Here is a 21,147-nt window from a genome sequence, read left to right on the forward strand (position 1 = left end):
GGCATCCATGCCCGACGGCCAAGCTTCGATCACGAAACCGAGTGTGTGCCCGCTCGACTGCCCGGACACCTGCAGCCTCGACGTCACGGTCGAGGCCGGCAAGGTCACCGGCGTGCGCGGCTCCACCGCCAACCCGCTGACCGAGGGCGTGGTCTGCAACAAGGTCTCACGCTACTACCCACATTTCGTCCACGGCGAGGGCCGGCTGACCCATCCGATGAAGCGGGTCGGCAGGCGCGGCGAAAATGCCTTCGAGCGCATCTCCTGGGACGAGGCGCTGGACCTGGTCCATGCCGGGCTCACCAAGGCGATCTCGGAGCACGGGCCGCAGTCGGTGGTGCCGCTGGCCTATGCCGGGCCGCATGGGATGCTGGCCGGCGGGTCGATGGATTTCCGCTTCTTCCACCAGATGGGCGCCACCCTCCTCGACCGCGGCCCGATGTGCGGCGGCGTCAAGGGCGAGGCCTTCGTGTCGATTTACGGCGCCATGCCCGGCACCCCTCCGGAGCAGGGGATCGGCGCCGAGCTGATCATCGTGTGGTCGAACAACGTCACCGTCTCCAACCTGCACTTCATCCGCACCATCAACCGGGCGAAGGCGGCGGGGGCGAAGATCGTCGTGGTCGATCCCAAGCGGATCAAGGCGGCCGAGCAGGCCGACATGCATGTGGCGATCCGGCCCGGCACCGACGTGGTCCTGGCCTTCGCGCTTGCCGCCGAGCTGGAGCGGATCGGCGCCTTCGACCAGGCCTTCATCGACCGCTGGGCGTCGGGTGCGGAAGAGTTCATGACGGCCGCCCGCGATTGGACGGTCGAGCGCGCCGCCGAGGTCTGCGGCGTGCCCGAGGAGCAGATCCGCACGCTGGCATCCTGGTACGCCGAGGCGAGCCCCGCCCTGATCGGCATGGGCAACGGCATGGAGCGCAACCAGAACGGCGGCAATTCCGTGCGCGCGGTCGCCGCCCTGCCGGTGCTCTGCGGCAAGTGGGGCGTGCGCGGCGGCGGCGTCATCGCCAAGGTCGGGGCCGCCGTGCCGAAGACCGTGGCGAAGCTGCAGCGCACCGACCTGATCCCGCAGGGCACCCGGCGCATGAACATCATGGACGTGCCGGCCAACATGTTGCGCGACGACCTGGATCCGAAGGTCGCCGCCGTCTTCGTCTACAACCACAACCCCATCGCCGTGTTTCCGGACCAGAAGCTGGTGATGGAGGCGTTCAGCCGCGAGGACGTGTTCGTCGTCGGCTGCGAGGTGCAGATGACCGACAGCATGCGCTACTGCGACGTGATCCTGCCGGCCTGCACCCATTTCGAACACGCCGACATCTTCCCGGCCTATGGCCAGACCTATCTGCAGCGGGCCGAGCCGGTGATCGCGCCGGTGGGCGAGGCGCTGCCGAACACGGAGATCTTCCGCCGGCTGGCGGCACGGTTCGGCTACACCGATCCGTGCTTCGCCGCCACCGATGCGGAGCTGATGGACGAGGCGATCGACGGCGCCGATCCGCGTCTGGGCGGGATGCGGCCGAGCGAGCTGCCGCTCGACCGGGCGCTGAACATGACGGCGGATGGCGCGCAGGAGATCGTGCCCTTCGCCACCGTATTCCCGAAGACTGCCTCTGGCAAGGCGGAGCTGGCCTCGGACTGGATGGAAGAGGCGCGCGGCTTCCGCGTGCCCGCCTATCGGCCGGTGGAGAGCGGCTATCCGCTGGCGCTTATCACCCCGTCCTCCGCCCACCGCACCAATGCCACCTTCGGCGGCCATGCGGCAAGCGACGGCGTGCAGCCGCTGGAGATCAACCCGGTGGACGCGGCGTCCCGCGGCATCGAGGAGGGCGACCTGGTGCGGGTCCACAACGACCTGGGCGAGACGGTGCTGCGCGCGGTGCTGACCGACGCGGTCCGGCCGGGCAGCGTGTATTCGGACAAGGGGACCTGGATGCGCACCAGCGACACCGGGCTCACGGTCAACGCCCTGCTGCCGACCCATAAGGCGGACCTTTGCGAAGGCGCCTGCTTCAACGACGCACGGGTGGAGGTGGCCCGGGTTTAGGGCGCACGACTTTTCCTCACCCTGTCATCCCGTCATCCCGTCATCCCGAGCGGTCCCGGACCCGATCCGGGAGCGGCCCGGGACCCCGCACGAGGCCCCTGGGTCCCGGCCGTCCTCCGGGTCGAGCCCGGAGAACGCCGGGATGACAGGGTGAGGGAGGCGGCATCTTTATTCTTTCCCCCGCCCCTTCCCACCCCGCTTCCCCGGAAACGGCAGGACCGTCGCCCCCTGCCGGTTCGCCGCGCGCAGCGGTTTCTCGGCAAGCGCCGTCAGGATCAGCCCGACCTTGCCGTCGGAATTGCGGTAAGGCAGGTGGGTGGCCATCAGGTCCTGGTGGCGGATCTGCACGATGCCCGGCGGGATCAGCCGCCCGGCCCCGGCATAGCCCGCCCCGATCCAGGACAGGGCCGTCCCCGGCTCCGCCCATTCCGGATACTGGCCGAGCAATTCGCCGCCCAGCAGCCCCCGGGCGATGGAGCCGGAGAACTCGATCCGGTACGACCCGCGCAGCGGATCAAGATAGGCCAGCAGCAGGCTCGGCATGATCTCGCACAGATCGGCCAGGAACAGCTCGTCCGCGTCCGGCAGCTCGGCCCCCGCCCGCTGATCGACCCAATAGCGGCGCAGGTCGTCGAACCATTCCGGCCCGGCCAGCGCCCAGCGCTCTTCTCCCGGACCGTCGCATCCCAGGGTCATGCGGATCTCCTCTCGCAGGCGGGCCGTCGGAGGCGATCCGCGGCCCGGTGGACTGCGGGGGCTATGGCAGGCGCGGGGCGATTTCGGGCGGGGAGCGGTCCGGTTTCGCCGGCCGGCGGCCCTTGGCGGAAAATGAGGGATCTTTGACATTGCCGCCATCGCGGGGCGAGAGCAGGCTTGGGACATGAGCACCGTTACCCCCGCCCCGGCCTATGCCCCGCCCGCCGTCGTCGCGATCCTCGCCGTGCCCGGCTGCCAGCTTCTGGACGTGGCCGGTCCGTTCGAACTCTTCGCCTCCGCGATCCGCCCGGGCTCTCCCGCCGCCGCCTACCGGGTGGTCCTGGTGGCGCCGCAGGATGGCCGGGTGACCACCGAAGCCGGCCTCGGCCTGGAAGCCCAGGAGACCATCGCCACGCTGGATCCGGCCACGGTCGATACCCTGATCGTCGCCGGCGGGCCGGGCTCGCGGCACACGCCGGTGACCGGGGCGCTGCGGGACTGGACGGTGGCCACGGCGGAGGCGAGCCGCCGGGCCGCGACGGTCTGCACCGGCGCCTTCCTGCTGGCCCGCACCGGGCTGCTGGACGGGCGCACCGTCACCACCCACTGGCAGCACGCCGACACCCTGGCCGCGCGCCACCCGGCCATCCGGGTCGAGCCGGACCGTATCTACGTGGAGGACGGCAAGTTCTGGAGCTCCGCCGGGGTGACCGCCGGCATGGACCTGACGCTCGCCATGATCGCCCGCGATCTCGGCCGCGAGGAGGCTCTGCGCATCGCCCGCTCCAAGGTCATGGCGATGCAGCGCAGCGGCGGCCAGCGCCAGTACAGCAGCGAACTCGCCCTGCAATCGGCGGCCGACGACCGGCTGGCGGCGCTGCAGACCTGGATGTTCGACCACCTGGAGGACCGGCTGTCGGTGGAGGATCTGGCGGCCCGGGTCGGCATGTCGCCGCGCACCTTCGCCCGGCGCTTCCGCGAGGCGGTCGGCGAGACGCCCGCCGCCTTCGTCGAGCGGGCGCGGCTGGACGCCGCCCGCCGCCGGCTGGAACGGCCGGGGGCGGCCGTCGAGCGGGTGGCCAGCGAGACCGGCTTCACCAATGCCGAACGGATGCGCCGCAGCTTCCAGCGCGCCTTCGGGGTATCGCCCGCCGAATACCGCCGTCAGTTCGGCGGGCCCGCTCCCACCTGACGAGTTCCCCCCTGAAACAGGAGAGTTCCATGCGTGTCGGATTTCTGATGTTCGACGATCTGGAGGAGTTGGACATGGTCGGCCCCTGGGAGGTCTGGACCATGGCCGGTCACCTGAAGCCGGAGATCGAGTGCGTGACCATCGGCCCGGCCGAGACGCCGGTGCGCTGCGCCAAGGGATTGCGCGTCGTCCCCGACCACACGATGGCCGCCTGCCCGCCGCTCGACGTGCTGGTGGTGCCGGGCGGCCAGGGCACGCGGCGCGAGGTGAACAATCCGGAGCTGCTGGCCTGGATCGCCAGGACGGCAGCGGGCTGCACCTGGGTGACGTCGGTGTGCACCGGCTCCATGCTGCTGGCAGCCGCCGGTCCGGCCAAGGGCAGGCGGATCACCACCCACTGGCGGGCGGTCGACCTGGTGCGCGGCCGCGGCGAGGCGGGCGAGGTGCTGGACGACGTGCGCTATGTGCGCGACGGCAATGTGGTGAGTTCGGCCGGCGTGTCGGCGGGGATCGACATGGCGCTGTGGCTGATCGGCGAGATCTGGGAGCCGGCCTTCGCCCGTCAGGTCCAGCGCAACATGGAATACGACCCGGCCCCGCCGCATCAGGGCGCGGTGTAGCGCTCAAGAGCACCTGATCTCTCCGTCATCCCGGCGGGCTCCGGGCTCGACCCGGAGGTCGGCCGGGACCCAGGCGATGAGCGTGCCGGGTCCCGGGCCGCTCCCGGATCAGGTCCGGGATCGCCCGGGATGACGATGCAGGAGAAGAGAGGAAAGCGGCGCTCTACTCCGCCGCGCCGATCGCCAAAAACTTGTCGCGGCGTTCGGCCCGCAATGCGCCGCCGTCGCGGCCGACCAGCTCGCTCAGGTGCTTGTCCAGGGCCACGCCCAGGGCATCCAGCGCCGGGGCCGGCTCGCGATGGGCGCCGCCGAGCGGCTCCTTCACGATGCCGTCGATCACCCCCAGCTTCTCCAGATCCTGCGCCGTCATCTTCAGCGCCTCAGCGGCGTCCTTGGCATGCTCGCCGGAGCGCCACAGGATCGAGGCGCAGCCCTCGGGCGAGATCACCGAATAGATCGCGTGCTCCAGCATCAGCACCCGGTTGCCGGCGGCCAGGGCCACCGCGCCGCCGGAACCGCCCTCGCCCAGGATCGTGGCGATCAGCGGCACGCGGACGGCGAGGCACGCCTCGATCGCCCGGGCGATGGCCTCGGCCTGTCCGCGCGCCTCGGCATCGACGCCCGGATAGGCGCCAGCGGTATCCACGAAGGTCAGGATCGGCATCCGGAAGCGGTCGGCGAACTCCATCAGGCGGCGCGCCTTGCGATAGCCCTCCGGCCGGGCCATGCCGAAATTGCGGCGGACCCGCTCCTCGGTGGTCGCCCCCTTCTCGGTGCCGATCACCACGACGGACCGGCCCTTGAAGCGGCCCACGCCGCCGACGATGGCCGGATCGTCGGAGAACGACCGGTCGCCGGCCAGCGGCACGTATTCGTCGATCAAATGGTCGATCGCCGCCTGGGCGTGCGGGCGGCCGGGATGGCGCGCGACCTGCACCTTCTGCCAGGGCGACAGCTTCTGATAGGTGGTGCGCAGCTGGCGCTCCACCTTGGCCTCGAGTTTCGAGACCTCCTCGGCGATGTTGAGGTCGCCGTCGCTCGACAGATGGCGGAGCTCTTCGATCTTGCCTTCCAGATCGGCGATCGGTTTTTCGAAGTCGAGGAACTGATGCATGCGGGAAAACTACTCCGTTTGCGGCGGCGCACCATACCGATGCCGCCGCTCCCTCTCAAGCGCGGGGCTAACGCTGTGCCAGAGGGTGGTGTGTCTCGACCAATGCCCGAAGGCGCTCGGTCAATACATGGGTATAGATCTGCGTTGTGGAAATATCGGCATGGCCGAGCATCTGCTGCACGCTGCGCAGGTCGGCCCCGTGGTCGAGCAGATGGGTGGCGAAAGCGTGGCGCAGCACATGGGGCGAGACCCGCTTGCGGTCGATCCCCGCCTCCAGCGCCACCTCGTCCAGCAACTGGCCGAACCGGCGGCGCGTGAGATGCCCCTCGGCCGAGCGCGACGGGAACAGGAAAGGCGAGGACTTGCCGGTCATGAAGACGCCGCGCACCGCCTTGTAGTCGGCGATCGCCGCCATGGCCGCGTCGGTCAGCGGCACCATGCGTTCCTTGTCGCCCTTGCCGCGCACCAGCAGCACGCGGGGATCGCGGGCGACCGCGGCGAAGGGCAGGCCGACCAGCTCCGACACCCGAAGGCCGGTGGCGTAGAGCACCTCCAGCAGACAGACCAGCCGCAGCCCCTCGGGCCCGTCCAGGCCGCGGGCGGCGTCCAGCAGGGCGTCGACCTCGGTCTCCGACAGGATCTTCGGCAGCGGCCGGCCCTGGCGCGGCGCGTCGAGCACGGTGGTCGGGTCGTCGGTGCGGTGGCCGTCGCTGTACAGGAACCGGTAGTACTGGCGCAGGGCCGACAACCGCCGGGCGGCGGTCCGCGGCGCCATGCCGGCGCGCTCCAATCCGTCGAGATAGCCACGCAGGTCGTCGCTGTCCGCCGTCGCCAGCGCCCGCTTGCGTCCGGTCAGCCAGCCGCCCGCATCGGCGAGGTCGCGGCGATAGGCGTCCAGGGTATTACGGGACACGCCGCGTTCGGCGACCAGCATCTCCAGGAAGGCTTCCACCGTGAAGTCGGCGGCGACGGCCGGATCGGACATCTCAGAGGCCGTGGGCCAGGGCCGCCTCGGTCGCCAGACGCCGCGCTTCCGGCTCCAGCCCGACGGCGGCGAGCGCCCGCACCATGTCGGCCAGAGCCGGGATGGCGATTTCGCCCAGCGGGGTCTCGCCCGGTGCGGCGGCGCAGAGCAGGACCGTCTCCCCCAGCCGCCGGCTGTCGGCGGCGGCGCGGATCGCGAAGGCGAAGGCGGTCTCGGGCACGGCGCGGATGTCCACCGCGGGAACCGTAACCAGGGCGCGCCAGGCGTCGGCGCCCACCGGATCGCCCAGCGCCGCCATCAGCGCCAGGGCTGCCGACCCGCGCAGGGAGGCCTGCTGCTCGTCCAGCGAGCGCAGATACGCCCACCAGCGCGCCACGGCGGCCTCGTCGAACGCCGTCATCTGGTCGCCGCCGGCGAGCCGCACCGCCGCCCACAGCCGCAGCCAGGACGTCGAGGCCGCCTCCGATCCGGACGCCTCCATCCGGCGCAGCCGCTCGATCCAGGGCCGGGCCGCGCGGAACTGGTCGGCCACGAGCAGGCCGCGGACCGCGTCCTCGGCGAACCAGTCCACATCGGCGCCGGGATCCAGCGCCACCAGGAAGCTCGAGAACAGCCGGGCGGTCTGCTGCCAGGTCTCGTCGTCCTCGGCCATCTCCATGGCCTTGTCGATCGCCCGGGCGCGCTCGGCCGGGGCGGTCTGCGCCTCGGTCACCCGCCACAGGATGGCCCGGCTCAGCGGTCCGGGATCGGCCTGGGCGGCGGCGATCGCCGCCTCGACGGAGGCGGTGGACACCGACACGTCGCTGTAGAGGCCGGTGACCTCGGCGGCGGACAGGGCACCCGCCCGTTCCGCCTTCTCGGCCGCCTCCAGACGCTGGGCGAAGGGCGGATTGCCGGAGCCGCGGGCCAGCGCCACCAGCACCGGCAGGGACTCGATCTCACCGATGTCCGGCTCGATCTTCAGTTTCGCGACCCGTGCCATGGCCAGATGCACCGGCCCGGCCCCGCCCATGCGGAAGGGCGAGCCGGTCTGGGCCGTCGTGGCGGCCTGGGCCAGGGCGGCGAACAGCTCGTCCTCGTCGCCCAGTTCTGACAGCAGACGGGCGCCGAAATCGACCTTGGCGTTGCGGCCGGCCAGGGCGTCGCAGACCGCCGCGACCTTGATCCAGAACGTGTCGGTGGCCGCCCCGGTCAGGCGGTCGTAGAGGCCGCAGGCGCGGGCGTCGTCTTCCCGGGCGAAGGCCGCTTCGGCCAGCGGCGCACTGAGCTCCAGCGAGATACGGTCGTCGGAGACGCGCTCGGCCAGCGCCGCCAGATCGTCGATCGCTCCCATCGCCAGCAGCCGCTCCGCGCGGGCCAGCAACAGATCGCCTTCGGGCGCAAGGTCGCGCGGCGCCGGTCCGGCGCTCAGCAGGGCACGGCGGGCCAGATCGCGCAGCGTGCGGCTGGTCGGCGCCGCGGGCACCAGGGGCACCAGCCGCAGGGCGATATCTCCCGGCGTACCGGCCCAGAAATCCGAGCGCAGGCCGCCGGTCGCAGGGCTGAGGGTTCCGGTCGCGTCGAGGGTCAGCCCGGCCAGCGGGTCGATGGTGATGGATCCGTCGACGGTGGTTCGGGTTTCCGGTTGCACCGGTGCGGGCATGACCGTGGGCACCGCCGGCTGGCCGACGGCCGGCGGAAGGCCGAGGACGGGCGGCTCCTGTCGGGTGTCGGTCGTCGGCGGCGGCCCGATCTGGATCGGCGCGCCGATCTGGGCGCGCGCATCCGGCGGCGTGAGGGCGAGGAGCCAGACGGCGGCGAGCACCCCGGCGCTGAGCCGCCGCGAACCCCCGTTCCGGTGCCTAACGCGGGAACCGATCATTCGGTATCACCTTCTCGATCGGCGCTGTCGGCGCGGGTATGTCCCAGGTCAACAGGAACACCGCGCCGCCGGCGAGGATCAGAATGACAAGAAACAGCAGAAACAGTGTAAAACGCATGGCCAAGGCCCGGTCGCCGGAATCGAGACAGAACGACTCCCACCTGGCCGAGCACGTCGAGTTGGACCGTCACTCGGCTGGCGGGTGTCGCGACGCATATGCTACGGTCCTAACTAAGGCGCGACGGTGGCACTTTAACCGGTGGGGCACCGCGCGTGCAAACGAACCTACGGGATCCGGCCATGTCCGGGACATTGCTCATGGCGGCTCGTCCGAGCTCACAGGCTGCATTGACCGAATCGACCTCCCAGAACGTCGCGGAGATCGGTGAGGTCATGGGCGATCTCGTCGACGAGCCGTTGGAGCACGAGGCCGGCGCCGAGGCCCCGCCCGCGGCCCTGCTCGCCCGTCCCCTGGTGCTGGTCGGGCTGATGGGCGCCGGCAAGAGCAGCATCGGACGCCGTCTGGCCCACCGCTTCGGCGTCGCCTTCGCCGATGCCGACACCGAGATCGAGAAGGCGGCCGGCCGGACGATCCCCGAGATCTTCGAGGCGTTCGGCGAGGAGGAGTTCCGCAACGGAGAGCGGCGGGTGATCCGCCGCCTGATCGAAAGCGGCGGCCCGCGCGTCCTGGCGACCGGCGGCGGCGCCTTCATGGCCGACGACACCCGCGCCCTGATCAAGGCGGAGGCCACCTCGCTCTGGCTGAAGGCGGATTTCGAGACCCTGTTCGAGCGGGTCTCCAAGCGGTCGAACCGGCCGCTGCTGAAGACCGCCGATCCCAAGGCGACCCTGCGCGACCTGATGCAGAAGCGCTATCCCATCTATGGCGAGGCCGATCTCGTCGTGGAAACCCAGCGCGTTCCGATTGAGGAGACGGTCGATAAGGTCTATCACGCCGTCCTCGACCACCTGGCGCGTGAGGCCACGCCCTACCCATGATGGACGACGCATGACCCAGACCGCATCGAGCGACATCGAAACCGTGGAGGTCGATCTCGCGGACCGGCGGTACGACATCCGTGTCGGCGCCGGCCTGATCGCCGCGGCCGACCGCGAACTGTCAGATCTGATCGACGGCCGCCACCTCGTCATCATCGCCGACGAAGGGCTGACCGGCCCGCATCTCGGCGCGCTGGAAGCGGCGCTGCGCGGCTCCACCGCGCGCCGGGTCGACACCCTGACCACCCCGGCCGGCGAGTCCGGCAAGACCTTCGCCCGCTACCAGGACCTGTGCGAGCGCGCCCTGGCGCTGGGCATCGACCGGCGCACGCTGATCGTCGCCTTCGGCGGCGGCGTCGTCGGCGACCTCGCCGGGTTCGTGGCGGCCAGCCTGCTGCGCGGCCTCGACTTCATCCAGATCCCGACCACCCTGCTGGCCCAGGTGGACAGCTCGGTCGGCGGCAAGACCGGCATCAACACCGCCCACGGCAAGAACCTTGTCGGCGCCTTCCACCAGCCGCGCCGGGTGCTGATCGACACCGCCGTCCTCGACACCCTGCCGGAGCGCGAACTGCTGGCCGGCTATGCCGAGGTGGCGAAATACGGCGCGCTCGGCGACCGCGGCTTCTTCGAGTGGCTGGAACAGCACGGCAAGGCGGTCGTCGCCGGCGATCCGGCGGCCCGGCGCAAGGCCATCGTCGCCTCCTGCCGGGCCAAGGCCGAGGTCGTGGCCGGCGACGAGCGCGAACAGGCCGGCGGCCGGCGCGCCCTGCTCAATCTGGGTCATACCTTCGGCCACGCCCTGGAAGCCATGGCCGGCTATGACGGCTCGCTGCTGCACGGCGAGGCGGTGGCGGTCGGCATGGTGCTGGCGGCGCGGCTGTCCGTACAGATCGGCGCCTGCACCGGCCAGGACGCCGAGCGGCTGACCAAGCATCTGGCGGCGGTCGGCCTGCGCACCGAGCTGGACCAGGTCGATCCCCACCGCACCTGGAGCGCGGACGAGCTGCTGGCGCACATGACCAAGGACAAGAAGGCGCGCGACGGCCGCATCGTCTTCGTGCTGCTGGACGCGCTCGGCGAGGCCCGGGTGCGCGACGATGTCGACCCGGCGCAGGCCCGCGCCCTTCTCACCCGGCAGAAGGCGGCCTGAGCCGGCAATGGACTTCCTCACGACGATCGAGATCGATGTCGAGACGGCGATCACCCTTGGGGTGATCTTCTTCCTGATTCTGATGTCCGGCTTCTTCTCCGGCTCGGAGACCGCGCTGACCGCCGCCAGCAAGGCGCGGCTGAGCCAGCTCGCCCGCAAGGGCAGCACCCGGGCGGCCACGGTGGTCGAGCTGAAGGAGAAGAGCGACAGCCTGATCGGGGCCATCCTGATCGGCAACAACATCGCCAACATCCTGGCCTCCGCCCTGGCCACCAGCGCCATGATCGCGCTGATGGGGGAGAACGGCGTGGCCATCGCCACCGTCGTCATGACCGTGCTGGTGGTAATCTTCGCCGAGGTGCTGCCGAAGACCTACGCCATCAACAACCCGGACAAGATGGCCCTGGTGGTCGGTCCGCTGATCCGCGCCCTGGTCTTCGTCCTCACCCCCTTCACCTGGGCGACCCGGGTGATCGTCGGCGCCACCCTGAAACTGTTCGGGGTCTCCGTCGCCGCCGGTCTCGGCCATGACGAGCGCGAGGAGGAACTGCGCGGGCTGATCGAGATGCACGCGGATGGCGGCCAGGAGGTCGAGCACGAGCGCGCCATGCTGCGCTCCATCCTCGACCTGGCCGATGTGGAGGTCGAGGAGATCATGACCCACCGGGGCTCGGTGCGGATGATCGATGCCGACGCCCCGATCGACGAGCTGCTGGCCCAGGTGCTGGAAAGCCCGTTCACCCGCCTGCCGCTGTACCGCGAGGACCAGGACAACATCGTCGGCGTGCTGCACGTCAAGGCGCTGCTGCGGGCGATCCGCGCGGCCAAGGGGATGACGCCGGAAGCCTTCGACGTCATGGCGATCGCGGCGGAACCCTGGTTCATCCCGGACACCACCACCCTGCTCGACCAGCTCCAGGCGTTCCGCGAGCGGCGCGAGCATTTCGCCGTGGTGGTCGACGAGTACGGCAGCTTCATGGGCGTGGTGACCCTGGAGGACATCCTGGAGGAGATCGTCGGCGACATCCTGGACGAGCACGACGTGGCCGTCTCCGGCGTCCGGCCGCAGCCCGACGGGTCCTTCGTGGTCGAGGGATCGGTGACGATCCGCGACCTGAACCGCGAGTTCGAGTGGAACCTGCCGGACGAAGAGGCCTCCACCATCGCCGGGCTCGTGCTATACGAGGCCCGGAAGATCCCCGAGGTCGGGCAGGAATTCTCCTTCCACGGCTTCCGCTTCCGGATCCTGCGCCGGCACCGCAACCAGATGACGCTGCTGCGCATGACCCCGATCACCCAGCCGGCCAGTTCCTGACGGCCGGCCCGGCGCTCCGTCTGCTGCCCCGCCCTTCCGCCAACACGAGAGACATCCATGCCGCTGAGCCCTCCCGTAGAGCGTGAACCCGTCCATGACCGCACCATCGTCTGCAAGGGCTGGCGGCGCAGCGACGGAATGTGGGACATCGAAGGCCATCTGGTCGACACCAAGAGCTACGCCTTCCCCAACGAGTTCCGCGGCACCGTGGAGCCGGGCCAGGCGATCCACGACATGTGGCTGCGCCTGACCATCGACGCGGACATGACGGTTCACGGCGCCGAGGCCTCGACCGACGCCAGCCCGTTCCCGATCTGCCCGTCGATCACGCCGAACTTCAAGCGGCTGGAGGGCCTGTCCATCGGCGCCGGCTGGCGCAAGCAGGTGCGCGAGCGTCTGGGCGGCGTGGAGGGCTGCACCCATCTGGTCGAACTGCTCGGCCCGCTGGCGACGGTGGCCTACCAGACGATCTTCGGCGAGAAGTCCCGCATGCAGCGCGAGGCGGAGGAGCGGGGCGAGGCGCCGAAGAAGACCGAGGGCTCCAGCCGGCCCCCGCGCCTGCTCAACACGTGCCACGCGTTTTCCGACACCGGCCCGGTGGTCGAGAAAATGTGGCCGCAATGGCACCGGCCGAACGCGGAGGCGGGGGAGTAGGGCGCGCGCCCATCCCGTCGTCCTGTCCCGAATTTAATCCAGGATTATTTTGCGATCATGCCTCGAAGTTCCGAACAATTTTTCTCCGAGATTAGCGATAGATAGCCCCCATATTTCCAATACCTTCAAGATATTGAGTTTCTACTCTCCGATTTTGGTTTAATATTTTCTCCCGTCAAAATGAAAAACCACACATAGATATTATAAATTATATATAATACGAAAAATACGAGATATACACTCGAAAACCCTATATATCTCAGGTCTTCATACTCAACTACTTTGATCCAATATTTGACATTGAATATTGAACTTATGTACAATATCGCGCAAAAAATTCCTAGAACTCCTAGTTTTTTATAAACTTTGAAATTTTTATTTATTTGACGTGTTTTTATTTTTTTGAAATGTTCATTTTTTCTAAATTTATGAAGAACTGCCAAATATACTACAAACAACACCAAAACGAATAGAGCTGCTATATCTGACACGGCTTTTGTTGACAGAACTTGATACAACTCTTCTTTATTTTCAAAGCTCTTATATCTCCACATTTCAATTGATTTTTCTCCAATGAAAAAATTACCGAAATGACTAATATTTTTATAAGCAATGTCCCCATTTAAATAAAATAATAATTCAAACACCAAATTTAATGACAATAAATACAATGCAGATATGATGACATCCCATCCTGGCCTTAGACTATTCGCCATCAGAAATAAAAACAAAGACAAGAAATCCATACAACTCCCAAAATTATTTGTGCGCGTGCGTCTGATGTGCCGAAGAACGCAATTGACGAGCCCACTGCAGTCACTCCTGCCAATATAAGAACGACAGGGCGCACCAAAAAACTCATCGCTCCCTTTGACATGTAGCGCAGCACCTGCTTCGTCGCTCGCCCGTCCGGATATTCCGCATCGTCCCCAGGCAGAGACCGGATGACCGGGCTTTTCTCTCTCTTCGCGCACTCCCCGGCCTTGTGCCGGGGCAATCCGTGTAGCGGGCTCGACCGTTGGGAGGTCGATTTCACCGCCCATGCAGATTCCCGGCCTCGCCCCGGCACAAGGCCGGGGAGTGGATGATACTTATGTGCTTTTCTTCATTCCAGATGCCGCACGGGAGCGTCAACGCCCCACGAAGCTCGGCTTCTCCTTGGCCAGGAACGCCTTGTAGCCGCGCTGGAAATCCTCGGTGTCGAAGGCGTCGTAGCCCTCGTCGATCTCCGCGTCGCTCAGCGGCGCCGGGTCGGTGAGGCGGTAGACGAATTTCTTGTGCCAGCGCGCGGTCAGCGGCGCGCCCTCGGCGATCTTCGCCGCCCATTCATAGGCCGCGGCCTCGACCTCGGCATCCGGCACCACCTTGTTGACGATGCCGTAATGGAAGGCCTTCTCCGCGTTCAGCAGGTCGCCCACCAGCAGGATCTCCAGCATCGCGGTGGCGCCGTATTTCTTCACCTGGAACTCGAGCTCCTCCGGCGATTCCACCAGGCCCAGCCGCTTCACCGGCACGCCGAACCGGCTGCTCTCGCCGCAGATCCGCAGGTCGCACAGGGCCGCGAGCCCGAAGCCGCCGCCGACGCACAGCCCCTCGATCAGGGCGATGGTCGGGTGGCGACAGGACACCACCGCATGGCCGGACGGGTTGGAGGTCTTCGCGTAGTCGATGGCCGCCTTCTTGTCCTTGCGCACGCTCTCGAACTCAGAGATGTCGGCCCCGGCGGAGAACGCCTTGCCGCCCGCCCCGCGGATCACCACGCAGCGCAGCTCCGCGTCCGCGTCCAGCGCGGTGAAGACCTTGCCCAGCGCGCCGAAGACCTCGAGGTTCATGGCATTGTGCTTGGCCGCCCGGTTGATCGTCACCGTGGCGATACGGTCCTCCACATGGACGAGCACGTCGTCGGTGCCGCTCAATTCGCTCGTCCCTTTGACCTCACTCATTCGGCAGCCTCCTGGTTGGGCAACGTGCCGAGCAGGACGGCGCCCGTCTCGGCCAATCTGGCGATCTCCTCGGCGCCGTATCCGAGCTCCTCGAGCACGCCTTCGGTATGCTGACCGAACAGCGGCGACGGCGTGGCCACCTTGCCCGGCGTGGTCTCGAACTTGATCGGCAGGCCGATGGTCTGGACAGTGCCGGCGACCGGATGCTCGGTGGTCGGCACCATCTCGCGGGCGATGGTCTGCGGGTCCCGGTGCATCTCCAGCACGTCGAAGATCGGCCCGGCGGGAATCCCCCGCGTCTCGAACTCGGCGAGCCAGGCGTCGCTGGTCCTGGTCTCGAACCGCGCGTTCAGCTCCGCCTCGAGATCCTTCAGGTTGGCCATGCGGTCGCCGTTGGTCTTGAACCGCGGGTCGTCGGCGAGCTGCGGCGCGCCGATCATGTCCAGCATGCCGGTCCAGAACGTCCCGGTATTGGCGGCGATGTTGATATAGCCGTCGGCGGTCTTCACCGCCTGATAGGGCGCGTTCAGCGGATGGGCCGAGCCCATGGCCCGAGGCGCCACGCCGGTGGCGAAGGCGATGGCCGACTGCCAATAGGTGTGGGTGATCCCGGCCTCCATCAGCGAGGTGTCGAGCCGCTGGCCCTCGCCGGTCTTCAGCCGGTGGGAATAGGCGGCGCAGACGCCGAGCGCCAGCAGCAGGCCGGCGGTGATGTCGCAGATCGGGGCCCCGACCTTCACCGGCGGGCCGTCCGGCCGCTCGCCGGTGATGCTCATCAGCCCGCTCATGCCCTGGGCGACGAGGTCGAAGCCGCCGCGCCTGGCATAGGGGCCGGTGCGCCCGAAGCCGGAGATGGAGGCATAGATCAGGCCGGGGTTGATCGCCTTCAGATCCTCGTAGCCGAGGCCGAGCCGTTCGAGCACGCCGGGGCGGAAGTTCTCGGTCAGCACGTCGGCCTTGGCGACGAGCTTGCGCAGGATCTCCGCCCCCTCCTCGGTCTTCAGGTCGATGACCACGCCGCGCTTGTTGCGGTTCATCATCATGAAGGCGGCGGCCTCGCCGTTGATCTCCGGCGGCAGATTCCGGCGGGTGTCGTCGCCGCCCTTGATCTTCTCCACCTTGATCACGTCGGCGCCCATATCGGCGAGCATCAGCCCGCAGGTGGGCCCGGCCATGTGGTGGCAGAGCTCGATCACCGTCATGCCCTGGAGCGGGCCGAACCCCCGGTTCGCCATTCGATCCTCCCGGTTATCGTGTCTTGTTCTTGGTTAAGGGCATTTCCCCATGCGGGCGCGCGGGGGTCAAGGTGGGGAGCGTTCAGACCACACTCCTCTTCGCTCTCACTCCCCTCACACACTGTCCCGTCACACACTGACCCCTCTCCCCCACTCCCCGGATTTATTCCGGGGCGGGGCCCAGGCCCGCGTGTCAGAGGAAGCCTTCAAGCTTCGACGGATCCCAAGCCTCACCCCGGAATAAATCCGGGGAGTGGGGAGAGAGAACGACGGAGGAGAAGGCGGGCTATCGGCCGGCCGTCAGCGCCTTCAGGATCTCCGCCGTCGAGCCTTCGATGTGCCGCGCCATGACCCGACCCACGGCGGCCCCGTCCCCGGCCAGCACCAGGTCCAGGATCTCGCCGTGCTCGTCGTTCGACAGCGCGGCATGGCCGGTCATCCGCCACATCAGCCGCAGATAGCGCTCGAACCGCGCCCGCAGGCCCGTCACCAGGTCCAGGGTGATCGGCCGGCCGGCGGCGGCGTAGAGCGCGTCGTGAAACGCCGCGTTGGCGACCATCAACGCCGCCGGCGTCGACGCCTGCCCCATCGCCTCGATCGCCGCCCGTGCTGCCGCCGCGTCGACATTGGTGGCGTTCTCGGCGGCGCGGACCGCCAGCCCCGGCTCCAGGGACAGCCGCAGCGCCCCGATCTCCTCCGCCTCCGCCGCCGAGAGCCCGGCGACCCGCACCCCCCGGTTGGCCACGGCCACGACCAGCCCCTCCGCCTCCAGGCGACGGAACGCCTCGCGGATCGGCGCCTGGCTGGTGCCGAAGCGCTGGGCCAGATGCTCCTGGCGCAGCCGCGCGTCGGGCGCCAGGACCCCGTCCAGGATCTCCTCGCGCAGCAAAGCGGCGACCTCTTCCGGCATCGAACGGCGCAGGGACGCGGGGTGAGGCAAGGGGGTCGACCGGGAACGCATGCGCCCATCCTGGTTGTTGACGGCGGCCTGTCCATGGATCATTTTATCGATTATCGATAATTTGGAGAAGCGAAATGCGACCGGACGATTTCGACGCGATCACCTTCGACGTCTACGGCACCCTGATCGACTGGGAGCCCAGCATTCTGGCGCGGCTGCGGGCCTGTGTGGATAGCCAGGGGGCCGACGGTGCCGGCGTGGCCCCCACCGATGCCGCGCTGATCGACGCCTTCGACCGGGCCCGGGCGCATTACCAGATGCTGTCGCCGGCCCGGCCCTATCCGCGAATCCTGGAGCTGGCCATCGCCTATGTGGCCGGGGAATGGGGCGGGCGCGTCGATCCCGACCAGCAGGCCGCCTTCGGCGCCTCGGTCGGCGAGTGGGTCGCCTATGACGACAGCGTCGCCGCCCTGGCCCGGCTGAAGGAGCGCTTCGTGCTGGGCGCGCTGACCAACATGGACGACGCCTCCTTCGCCCTATCCCGGGCCCGGCTCGGCGAGCCGTTCGAGATCCTCGTCACCGCCGAGCGCGCCGGCGCCTACAAGCCGTCGCTGCGGCATTTCGTGCTGTCGCTCACCGATCTCGCCGCACGGGGTATCCCGCCGCACCGGGTGCTGCACGTGGCCCAGAGCCGCCGGGCCGACGTCCGCCCCTGCAACCTGCTGGGCCAGCCGGTGGTGCATATCGATCGCGGCGGCAAGGCGCTCGGCCATACCGGCTTCGGCGCCGAACTGGCGGTGCCCGACGCCACCTACCCGACCATGGAAGCCTTCGTGGAAGAATTCTTGAATTGAAACAATAACCTCGCCCTGAGCAGCCCCCGTCCCGGATTTAATCCGGGACGGGGGCGTGTCGAAGGGCCGGCCGCCCCATGTCCTCCGGGTCCCGGCCCGCCCCCGGGTCAGGCCCGGGGCCGTCCGGGATGACGGTCGTGTTGTAAAAATAACTCATCCGTCATCCCGGCGAGCTCCGGGCCTGACCCGGAGGTCGGCCGGGACCCAGTGCCCCTTCGACACGTCCCCCGGCAGAACGCCGGGGTCCTGCCCAGGGGGAGGTCGCGGGTGTGGGAAGGAGCGGTCTTCCCATCTCGACAACATCCCGGCTTCCGCGCATCTTCCCGCCAACCAAAAAGGAGGGAAGACATGGCCAAACCTCGGATCGCGGTCTTCGCGCTCGGTGGGACGATCGCAATGGTGAAGGGCGAGGCCGGGGTGCGCCCGGGTCTCACCGCAGAGCAGCTCGTCGCCGCCGCACCGGGCATCGACGCCCTGGCGCGGATCGAGGCGCGCACGGTCAGCACCATCGGCAGTTCCGACCTCTCCGTCGACAACGTGCTGGAGGTTGCCCGCGCCATCGAGGCGGCGGTCGCCGACGGAGCGGACGGGGCCATCGTCACCCAGGGCACCGACACGATGGAGGAATCCGCCTTCCTGCTCGACCTCGCCCTGCGGGTGGACGTGCCGGTGGTCGTCACCGGCGCCATGCGCAATCCGCTTTCGATCTCCCATGACGGGCCCGGCAACGTCTATGCCGCCATGCAGGTGGTCACCGATCCGGCGGTCCGCCGGGAGGCCCGGTCGCTCGGCGTGATGGTCGTCATGCTCGACACCATCCACGCCGCCGTCGACGTGGCCAAGATGAACTCCAGCCGGATCGACGCCTTCGCCAGCCCGGAGGCCGGACCGCTCGGCGTGATCGTGGAGGACCGGGTGCGGCTGACCGGCCGGCCGGTGCGCGACCACAAGACCGCGCTGGACGCCGAACTCGGCGACACCCTGCTGACCGGGATCGAGCCGCCGCTGCCAACGGTCGCCCTGCTGACCATGGGCCTGGGCGAAAGCGGCGGGCTGGTCGCCGCGATGCTCGCCGACCCGGAGAGCTTCGGCTATGCCGGCGTCGTGCTGGGGGCGATGGGCGGCGGGCACACCCCGTCCTGGATCGCGCCGCAGATGGACGACCTGGTCGCCCGCCTGCCGGTGGTGATGGCCGGACGGATGCAGGCCGGCTATGTGCTGGCCAAGACCTACGAGCGCGCGGGATCGGAGATGGACCTGCTGCGCCGGGGCGTGCGCTCGGCCGGCCGGCTGCCGCCGCTCAAGGCGCGGATGCTGCTGACCGCGATGCTGATGGGCGGTCTCGACCAGGCGGCCATGGACCGGGTCTGGGCCGCCGCCAACTGAGCCCCAAAAGACAGCGGCGCCCCGGTTTCCCGGAGCGCCGCCCGTCCCCCAGGTCAACTCTTGCCGTTAAGCCGCCTGCACCCGGCCGACGAAGTGATCGACCACGTCGCGCAGCTCGCCCGACACCGTGTTGGTTCGGCCCGCCGCGTCGGCGACGTCGCCGACGGTCTCCACCGTGCGGTCCGTCGCCTCGTTCACGCCGCCGATATTCGCCGAGAGCTGCTCGGTACCGCGGGCGGCCTCCTGCATGTTGCGGGTGATCTCCGCCGTGGCCGCCTTCTGCTCTTCGACCGCCGCAGAAATCGCCGCGGAGATCTCGTCGACCTTCTCGATGCTGGACACGATCTCGCGCACGGCCTCCACCGAGGTGCCACAGGCTTCCTGGACCCGGCGGATCTTGTCGGCGATCTCCTCGGTCGCCTTGCCGGTCTGGGTGGCGAGGCTCTTCACTTCCGACGCGACCACCGCGAAGCCCTTGCCCGCCTCGCCCGCACGGGCCGCCTCGATGGTGGCGTTCAGAGCGAGCAGGTTGGTCTGCTCGGAGATGCTTGTGATCAGCTCCACGACCTGGGCGATCGCCTCGGACTGGGCCGCCAGATCCTCCATGGAGGACAGGGTGACCCGCGCCTTTTCGGAGGTATTGCGGACGGTGTCGCTGGAGCGGGTCACCTGACCGACGATCTCGCCGAAGGAGGAGTCCATCTCCTCCGCCGCCGCCGACACGCTCTGCACGTTGGCGGAGGTCTGCTCGGAGATCGAGGCGACCTCGGAGCTGCGGTCCTTGGTCTCGCCGGCCACGCTCCGCAGGGTTTCCGCCGATCCGCCCAGCTCCTCCGACACGCCGCGCAGCTTCTCCAGCCGCTCGCCGATGCTGGTCTGGAACTCGGAGATCGCCGCCTCCAGGGCCGAGGCCCGCTCCTGGCGCCGTTCGTCCAGCTTGGCCTGTTCCGCCTCCAGCTCCTTGGTGCGGATCATGTTGTCCTTGAACACCTGAACCGCCCGCGCCATCTGGCCGATCTCGTCCTGCGCCTCGGTGGACGGGACCTCGGTCGACAGCTCACCATCGGCAAGGTGGCCCATGCTCTGGGTCAGAGAGCCCACCGGCACCGTGATGCTGCGCGCCATCAGAATGGCCGACAGGATTCCGATGATCAGGGCCGCCAGGGCGACGCCGCCGGCGATGAGCAGCGAGATCTCCGTGGTGCTCAGCATGCCGGCGCCGAGATCGTTCTGCTGGTCGAGGTACCGGGTCTCCATTTCCTCGATCAGTTCCGCCGACCGGTCGCCGAGAACGTTCAGCGTGTCGGAAATCATCTGGTTCCGCTTGACCGTGAGCTGGACGATCGCGTCGAAGGTCTCGCCGAAGGTGGTCAGGTCCTCCTGCACCGTGATCGCCCGGAAGTCGCCGGAATCGACCAGTTCGGTGACGATCTCGAGGGCGTTGCCGAGATACCGGCGCACATAGCCGATCGCCTCCGGGTCGTTGGTCACCAGGAACCGCTGGGAGGCGAACCGGACCTCCAGGGCGCCTTCGAGCGCGCGCGCCAGATCGCCCATGGCGTTGACGTCACCCCAGCCCTTGGCGTCCTCGACCATTTCCTTGATCAGGGTGGTGAAGCGCTCCCCGGTCTCGTCCAGCGTCAGCACGATCTTCTTGCGCTCGTCCTGCAGCGCCGAGACGGCGGCAAACGTGGTGCCGTAGGTGGTGATGTTGTCCTGGACCTGGCTCAGAAGGGCGGCCTGATCCGGATCGGTCACGGAGGTGCGCGCCTCGTCGAGCAGAGACTGAACGTCGGCAAGCCGCATCTCGACCATGGCCGCGGCACTGGCGGACCCGCTGCTCTCGAACGCCTTGGCGCTGATCTGGCTGGTCAGGATCTTGGCCTGGACCCGCGCGATCAGGTTGGTGTTGGTCGCGATCGCGCGATAGGCCGACACGCCTTCCCGGGACTGCCAGAGGCTGTATCCGGCCTGCCCCGCCAAGACGAGAAGCAGGACGAGGATAATGCCAAAGCCCGCGGCGAGCCTGGTGCCGATCCGGAAGTTCGACAGATAGGAATGGGCCGACATGTCAGCATACCCTTCTTGCTTGTACGTTCCTCCACAGCCTTACGATCTAACAGAAAAGTTAATTTCTCCTGAATGAAAAAATGGTCATATTTATCTCACTTTTACCCCATGTGGAC

General features: G+C 68.3%; 18 protein-coding genes. 9 read left to right on the plus strand and 9 right to left on the minus strand.

All coding sequences use genetic code 11. The features are described from left to right. Positions 1-7 precede the first annotated feature (7 nt). On the plus strand, positions 8-2,053 hold the full coding sequence (locus T8K17_RS01335) for a molybdopterin-dependent oxidoreductase (protein WP_322332737.1): 2,046 nt from the start codon (positions 8-10) through the stop codon (positions 2,051-2,053). A 168-nt stretch (positions 2,054-2,221) separates the two neighbouring features. Here the strand turns inward: T8K17_RS01335 and T8K17_RS01340 are convergent, their stop codons facing one another. Further along, a complete protein-coding gene (locus T8K17_RS01340; RefSeq protein WP_322332738.1) occupies positions 2,222-2,749 on the minus strand; it encodes a hypothetical protein in 528 nt (175 codons plus the stop codon). 184 nt (positions 2,750-2,933) lie between these two features. On the opposite strand from T8K17_RS01340, the gene T8K17_RS01345 reads away from it, so the two are divergent. Continuing rightward, a complete protein-coding gene (locus T8K17_RS01345) occupies positions 2,934-3,941 on the plus strand; it encodes a GlxA family transcriptional regulator (protein WP_322332739.1) in 1,008 nt (335 codons plus the stop codon). Positions 3,942-3,970: 29 nt separating this feature from the next. After that, entirely contained in the window at positions 3,971-4,561 is a 591-nt protein-coding gene (locus T8K17_RS01350; RefSeq protein WP_322332740.1) for a DJ-1/PfpI family protein, read from the plus strand. Between the two features lie 163 nt (positions 4,562-4,724). On the opposite strand, the gene T8K17_RS01355 is transcribed toward T8K17_RS01350, so the two are convergent. The 3 genes from T8K17_RS01355 to T8K17_RS01365 all read right to left on the minus strand — a co-directional run bounded on the left by T8K17_RS01355 (position 4,725) and on the right by T8K17_RS01365 (position 8,521). Beyond that, entirely contained in the window at positions 4,725-5,675 is a 951-nt protein-coding gene (locus tag T8K17_RS01355) for an acetyl-CoA carboxylase carboxyltransferase subunit alpha (RefSeq protein ID WP_322332741.1), read from the minus strand. Positions 5,676-5,742: 67 nt separating this feature from the next. After that, complete coding sequence (gene xerD / locus T8K17_RS01360) at positions 5,743-6,660, minus strand: site-specific tyrosine recombinase XerD (protein ID WP_322332742.1); 918 nt, start codon at positions 6,658-6,660, stop codon at positions 5,743-5,745. A gap of 1 nt (position 6,661) precedes the next feature. After that, a complete protein-coding gene (locus T8K17_RS01365; RefSeq protein WP_322332743.1) occupies positions 6,662-8,521 on the minus strand; it encodes a hypothetical protein in 1,860 nt (619 codons plus the stop codon). A 318-nt stretch (positions 8,522-8,839) separates the two neighbouring features. Between T8K17_RS01365 and T8K17_RS01370 the strand changes: the two genes are divergently transcribed. The 4 genes from T8K17_RS01370 to T8K17_RS01385 are packed head-to-tail and all read left to right on the plus strand — an operon-like array spanning position 8,840 to position 12,642. Then, the gene (locus T8K17_RS01370) at positions 8,840-9,520 is read left to right on the plus strand and encodes a shikimate kinase (protein WP_322332744.1); all 681 of its coding nucleotides are present in this window, start codon (positions 8,840-8,842) and stop codon (positions 9,518-9,520) included. 10 nt (positions 9,521-9,530) lie between these two features. Continuing rightward, a complete protein-coding gene (gene aroB / locus T8K17_RS01375; protein WP_322332745.1) occupies positions 9,531-10,673 on the plus strand; it encodes a 3-dehydroquinate synthase in 1,143 nt (380 codons plus the stop codon). 7 nt (positions 10,674-10,680) lie between these two features. Further along, positions 10,681-11,988, plus strand: a complete 1,308-nt coding sequence (locus tag T8K17_RS01380; protein WP_322332746.1) for an HlyC/CorC family transporter — start codon at positions 10,681-10,683, stop codon at positions 11,986-11,988. Between the two features lie 57 nt (positions 11,989-12,045). Continuing rightward, positions 12,046-12,642 (plus strand): DUF2889 domain-containing protein, encoded by a 597-nt coding sequence (locus T8K17_RS01385; protein WP_322332747.1) that lies wholly within the window; start codon positions 12,046-12,048, stop codon positions 12,640-12,642. 125 nt (positions 12,643-12,767) lie between these two features. On the opposite strand, the gene T8K17_RS01390 is transcribed toward T8K17_RS01385, so the two are convergent. The 4 genes from T8K17_RS01390 to T8K17_RS01405 all read right to left on the minus strand — a co-directional run bounded on the left by T8K17_RS01390 (position 12,768) and on the right by T8K17_RS01405 (position 16,781). Continuing rightward, a complete protein-coding gene (locus T8K17_RS01390; RefSeq protein ID WP_322332748.1) occupies positions 12,768-13,685 on the minus strand; it encodes a hypothetical protein in 918 nt (305 codons plus the stop codon). An 87-nt stretch (positions 13,686-13,772) separates the two neighbouring features. After that, positions 13,773-14,585, minus strand: a complete 813-nt coding sequence (locus T8K17_RS01395) for an enoyl-CoA hydratase/isomerase family protein (RefSeq protein ID WP_322332749.1) — start codon at positions 14,583-14,585, stop codon at positions 13,773-13,775. Then, positions 14,582-15,820, minus strand: coding sequence for a CoA transferase (locus T8K17_RS01400; RefSeq protein WP_322332750.1), 1,239 nt, complete (start codon positions 15,818-15,820; stop codon positions 14,582-14,584). Before T8K17_RS01400 ends, T8K17_RS01395 begins: the two co-directional genes overlap by 4 nt. 286 nt (positions 15,821-16,106) lie before the next feature. Beyond that, a complete protein-coding gene (locus T8K17_RS01405; protein ID WP_322332751.1) occupies positions 16,107-16,781 on the minus strand; it encodes a GntR family transcriptional regulator in 675 nt (224 codons plus the stop codon). Positions 16,782-16,855: 74 nt separating this feature from the next. Here T8K17_RS01405 and T8K17_RS01410 point away from each other — a divergent pair, with 74 nt between their 5' ends. Next, complete coding sequence (locus tag T8K17_RS01410; protein WP_322332752.1) at positions 16,856-17,575, plus strand: HAD family hydrolase; 720 nt, start codon at positions 16,856-16,858, stop codon at positions 17,573-17,575. A gap of 348 nt (positions 17,576-17,923) precedes the next feature. Next, complete coding sequence (locus tag T8K17_RS01415; RefSeq protein ID WP_322332753.1) at positions 17,924-18,961, plus strand: asparaginase; 1,038 nt, start codon at positions 17,924-17,926, stop codon at positions 18,959-18,961. Positions 18,962-19,027: 66 nt separating this feature from the next. On the opposite strand, the gene T8K17_RS01420 is transcribed toward T8K17_RS01415, so the two are convergent. Continuing rightward, a complete protein-coding gene (locus T8K17_RS01420; RefSeq protein ID WP_322332754.1) occupies positions 19,028-21,031 on the minus strand; it encodes a methyl-accepting chemotaxis protein in 2,004 nt (667 codons plus the stop codon). Positions 21,032-21,147: the final 116 nt, after the last annotated feature.

Origin of the sequence: Thalassobaculum sp. OXR-137 (assembly GCF_034377285.1) — a bacterium.
In the GTDB taxonomy this organism is placed as follows: Bacteria; Pseudomonadota; Alphaproteobacteria; order Thalassobaculales; family Thalassobaculaceae; genus Thalassobaculum.

What these genes read in the sequence shown, in the direction of transcription:
- T8K17_RS01365 (WP_322332743.1), bottom strand. Translation starts at nt 8,521, where the DNA reads ATGATCGGTTCCCGCGTTAGGCACCGGAACGGGGGTTCGCGGCGGCTC.
- T8K17_RS01395 (WP_322332749.1), bottom strand. Translation starts at nt 14,585, where the DNA reads ATGAGTGAGGTCAAAGGGACGAGCGAATTGAGCGGCACCGACGACGTG.
- aroB (WP_322332745.1), top strand. Translation starts at nt 9,531, where the DNA reads ATGACCCAGACCGCATCGAGCGACATCGAAACCGTGGAGGTCGATCTC.
- T8K17_RS01400 (WP_322332750.1), bottom strand. Translation starts at nt 15,820, where the DNA reads ATGGCGAACCGGGGGTTCGGCCCGCTCCAGGGCATGACGGTGATCGAG.
- T8K17_RS01415 (WP_322332753.1), top strand. Translation starts at nt 17,924, where the DNA reads ATGGCCAAACCTCGGATCGCGGTCTTCGCGCTCGGTGGGACGATCGCA.
- T8K17_RS01370 (WP_322332744.1), top strand. Translation starts at nt 8,840, where the DNA reads ATGGCGGCTCGTCCGAGCTCACAGGCTGCATTGACCGAATCGACCTCC.
- T8K17_RS01335 (WP_322332737.1), top strand. Translation starts at nt 8, where the DNA reads ATGCCCGACGGCCAAGCTTCGATCACGAAACCGAGTGTGTGCCCGCTC.
- T8K17_RS01355 (WP_322332741.1), bottom strand. Translation starts at nt 5,675, where the DNA reads ATGCATCAGTTCCTCGACTTCGAAAAACCGATCGCCGATCTGGAAGGC.
- T8K17_RS01340 (WP_322332738.1), bottom strand. Translation starts at nt 2,749, where the DNA reads ATGACCCTGGGATGCGACGGTCCGGGAGAAGAGCGCTGGGCGCTGGCC.
- T8K17_RS01345 (WP_322332739.1), top strand. Translation starts at nt 2,934, where the DNA reads ATGAGCACCGTTACCCCCGCCCCGGCCTATGCCCCGCCCGCCGTCGTC.
- xerD (WP_322332742.1), bottom strand. Translation starts at nt 6,660, where the DNA reads ATGTCCGATCCGGCCGTCGCCGCCGACTTCACGGTGGAAGCCTTCCTG.
- T8K17_RS01420 (WP_322332754.1), bottom strand. Translation starts at nt 21,031, where the DNA reads ATGTCGGCCCATTCCTATCTGTCGAACTTCCGGATCGGCACCAGGCTC.
- T8K17_RS01390 (WP_322332748.1), bottom strand. Translation starts at nt 13,685, where the DNA reads ATGGGCGGTGAAATCGACCTCCCAACGGTCGAGCCCGCTACACGGATT.
- T8K17_RS01385 (WP_322332747.1), top strand. Translation starts at nt 12,046, where the DNA reads ATGCCGCTGAGCCCTCCCGTAGAGCGTGAACCCGTCCATGACCGCACC.
- T8K17_RS01410 (WP_322332752.1), top strand. Translation starts at nt 16,856, where the DNA reads ATGCGACCGGACGATTTCGACGCGATCACCTTCGACGTCTACGGCACC.
- T8K17_RS01405 (WP_322332751.1), bottom strand. Translation starts at nt 16,781, where the DNA reads ATGCGTTCCCGGTCGACCCCCTTGCCTCACCCCGCGTCCCTGCGCCGT.
- T8K17_RS01350 (WP_322332740.1), top strand. Translation starts at nt 3,971, where the DNA reads ATGCGTGTCGGATTTCTGATGTTCGACGATCTGGAGGAGTTGGACATG.
- T8K17_RS01380 (WP_322332746.1), top strand. Translation starts at nt 10,681, where the DNA reads ATGGACTTCCTCACGACGATCGAGATCGATGTCGAGACGGCGATCACC.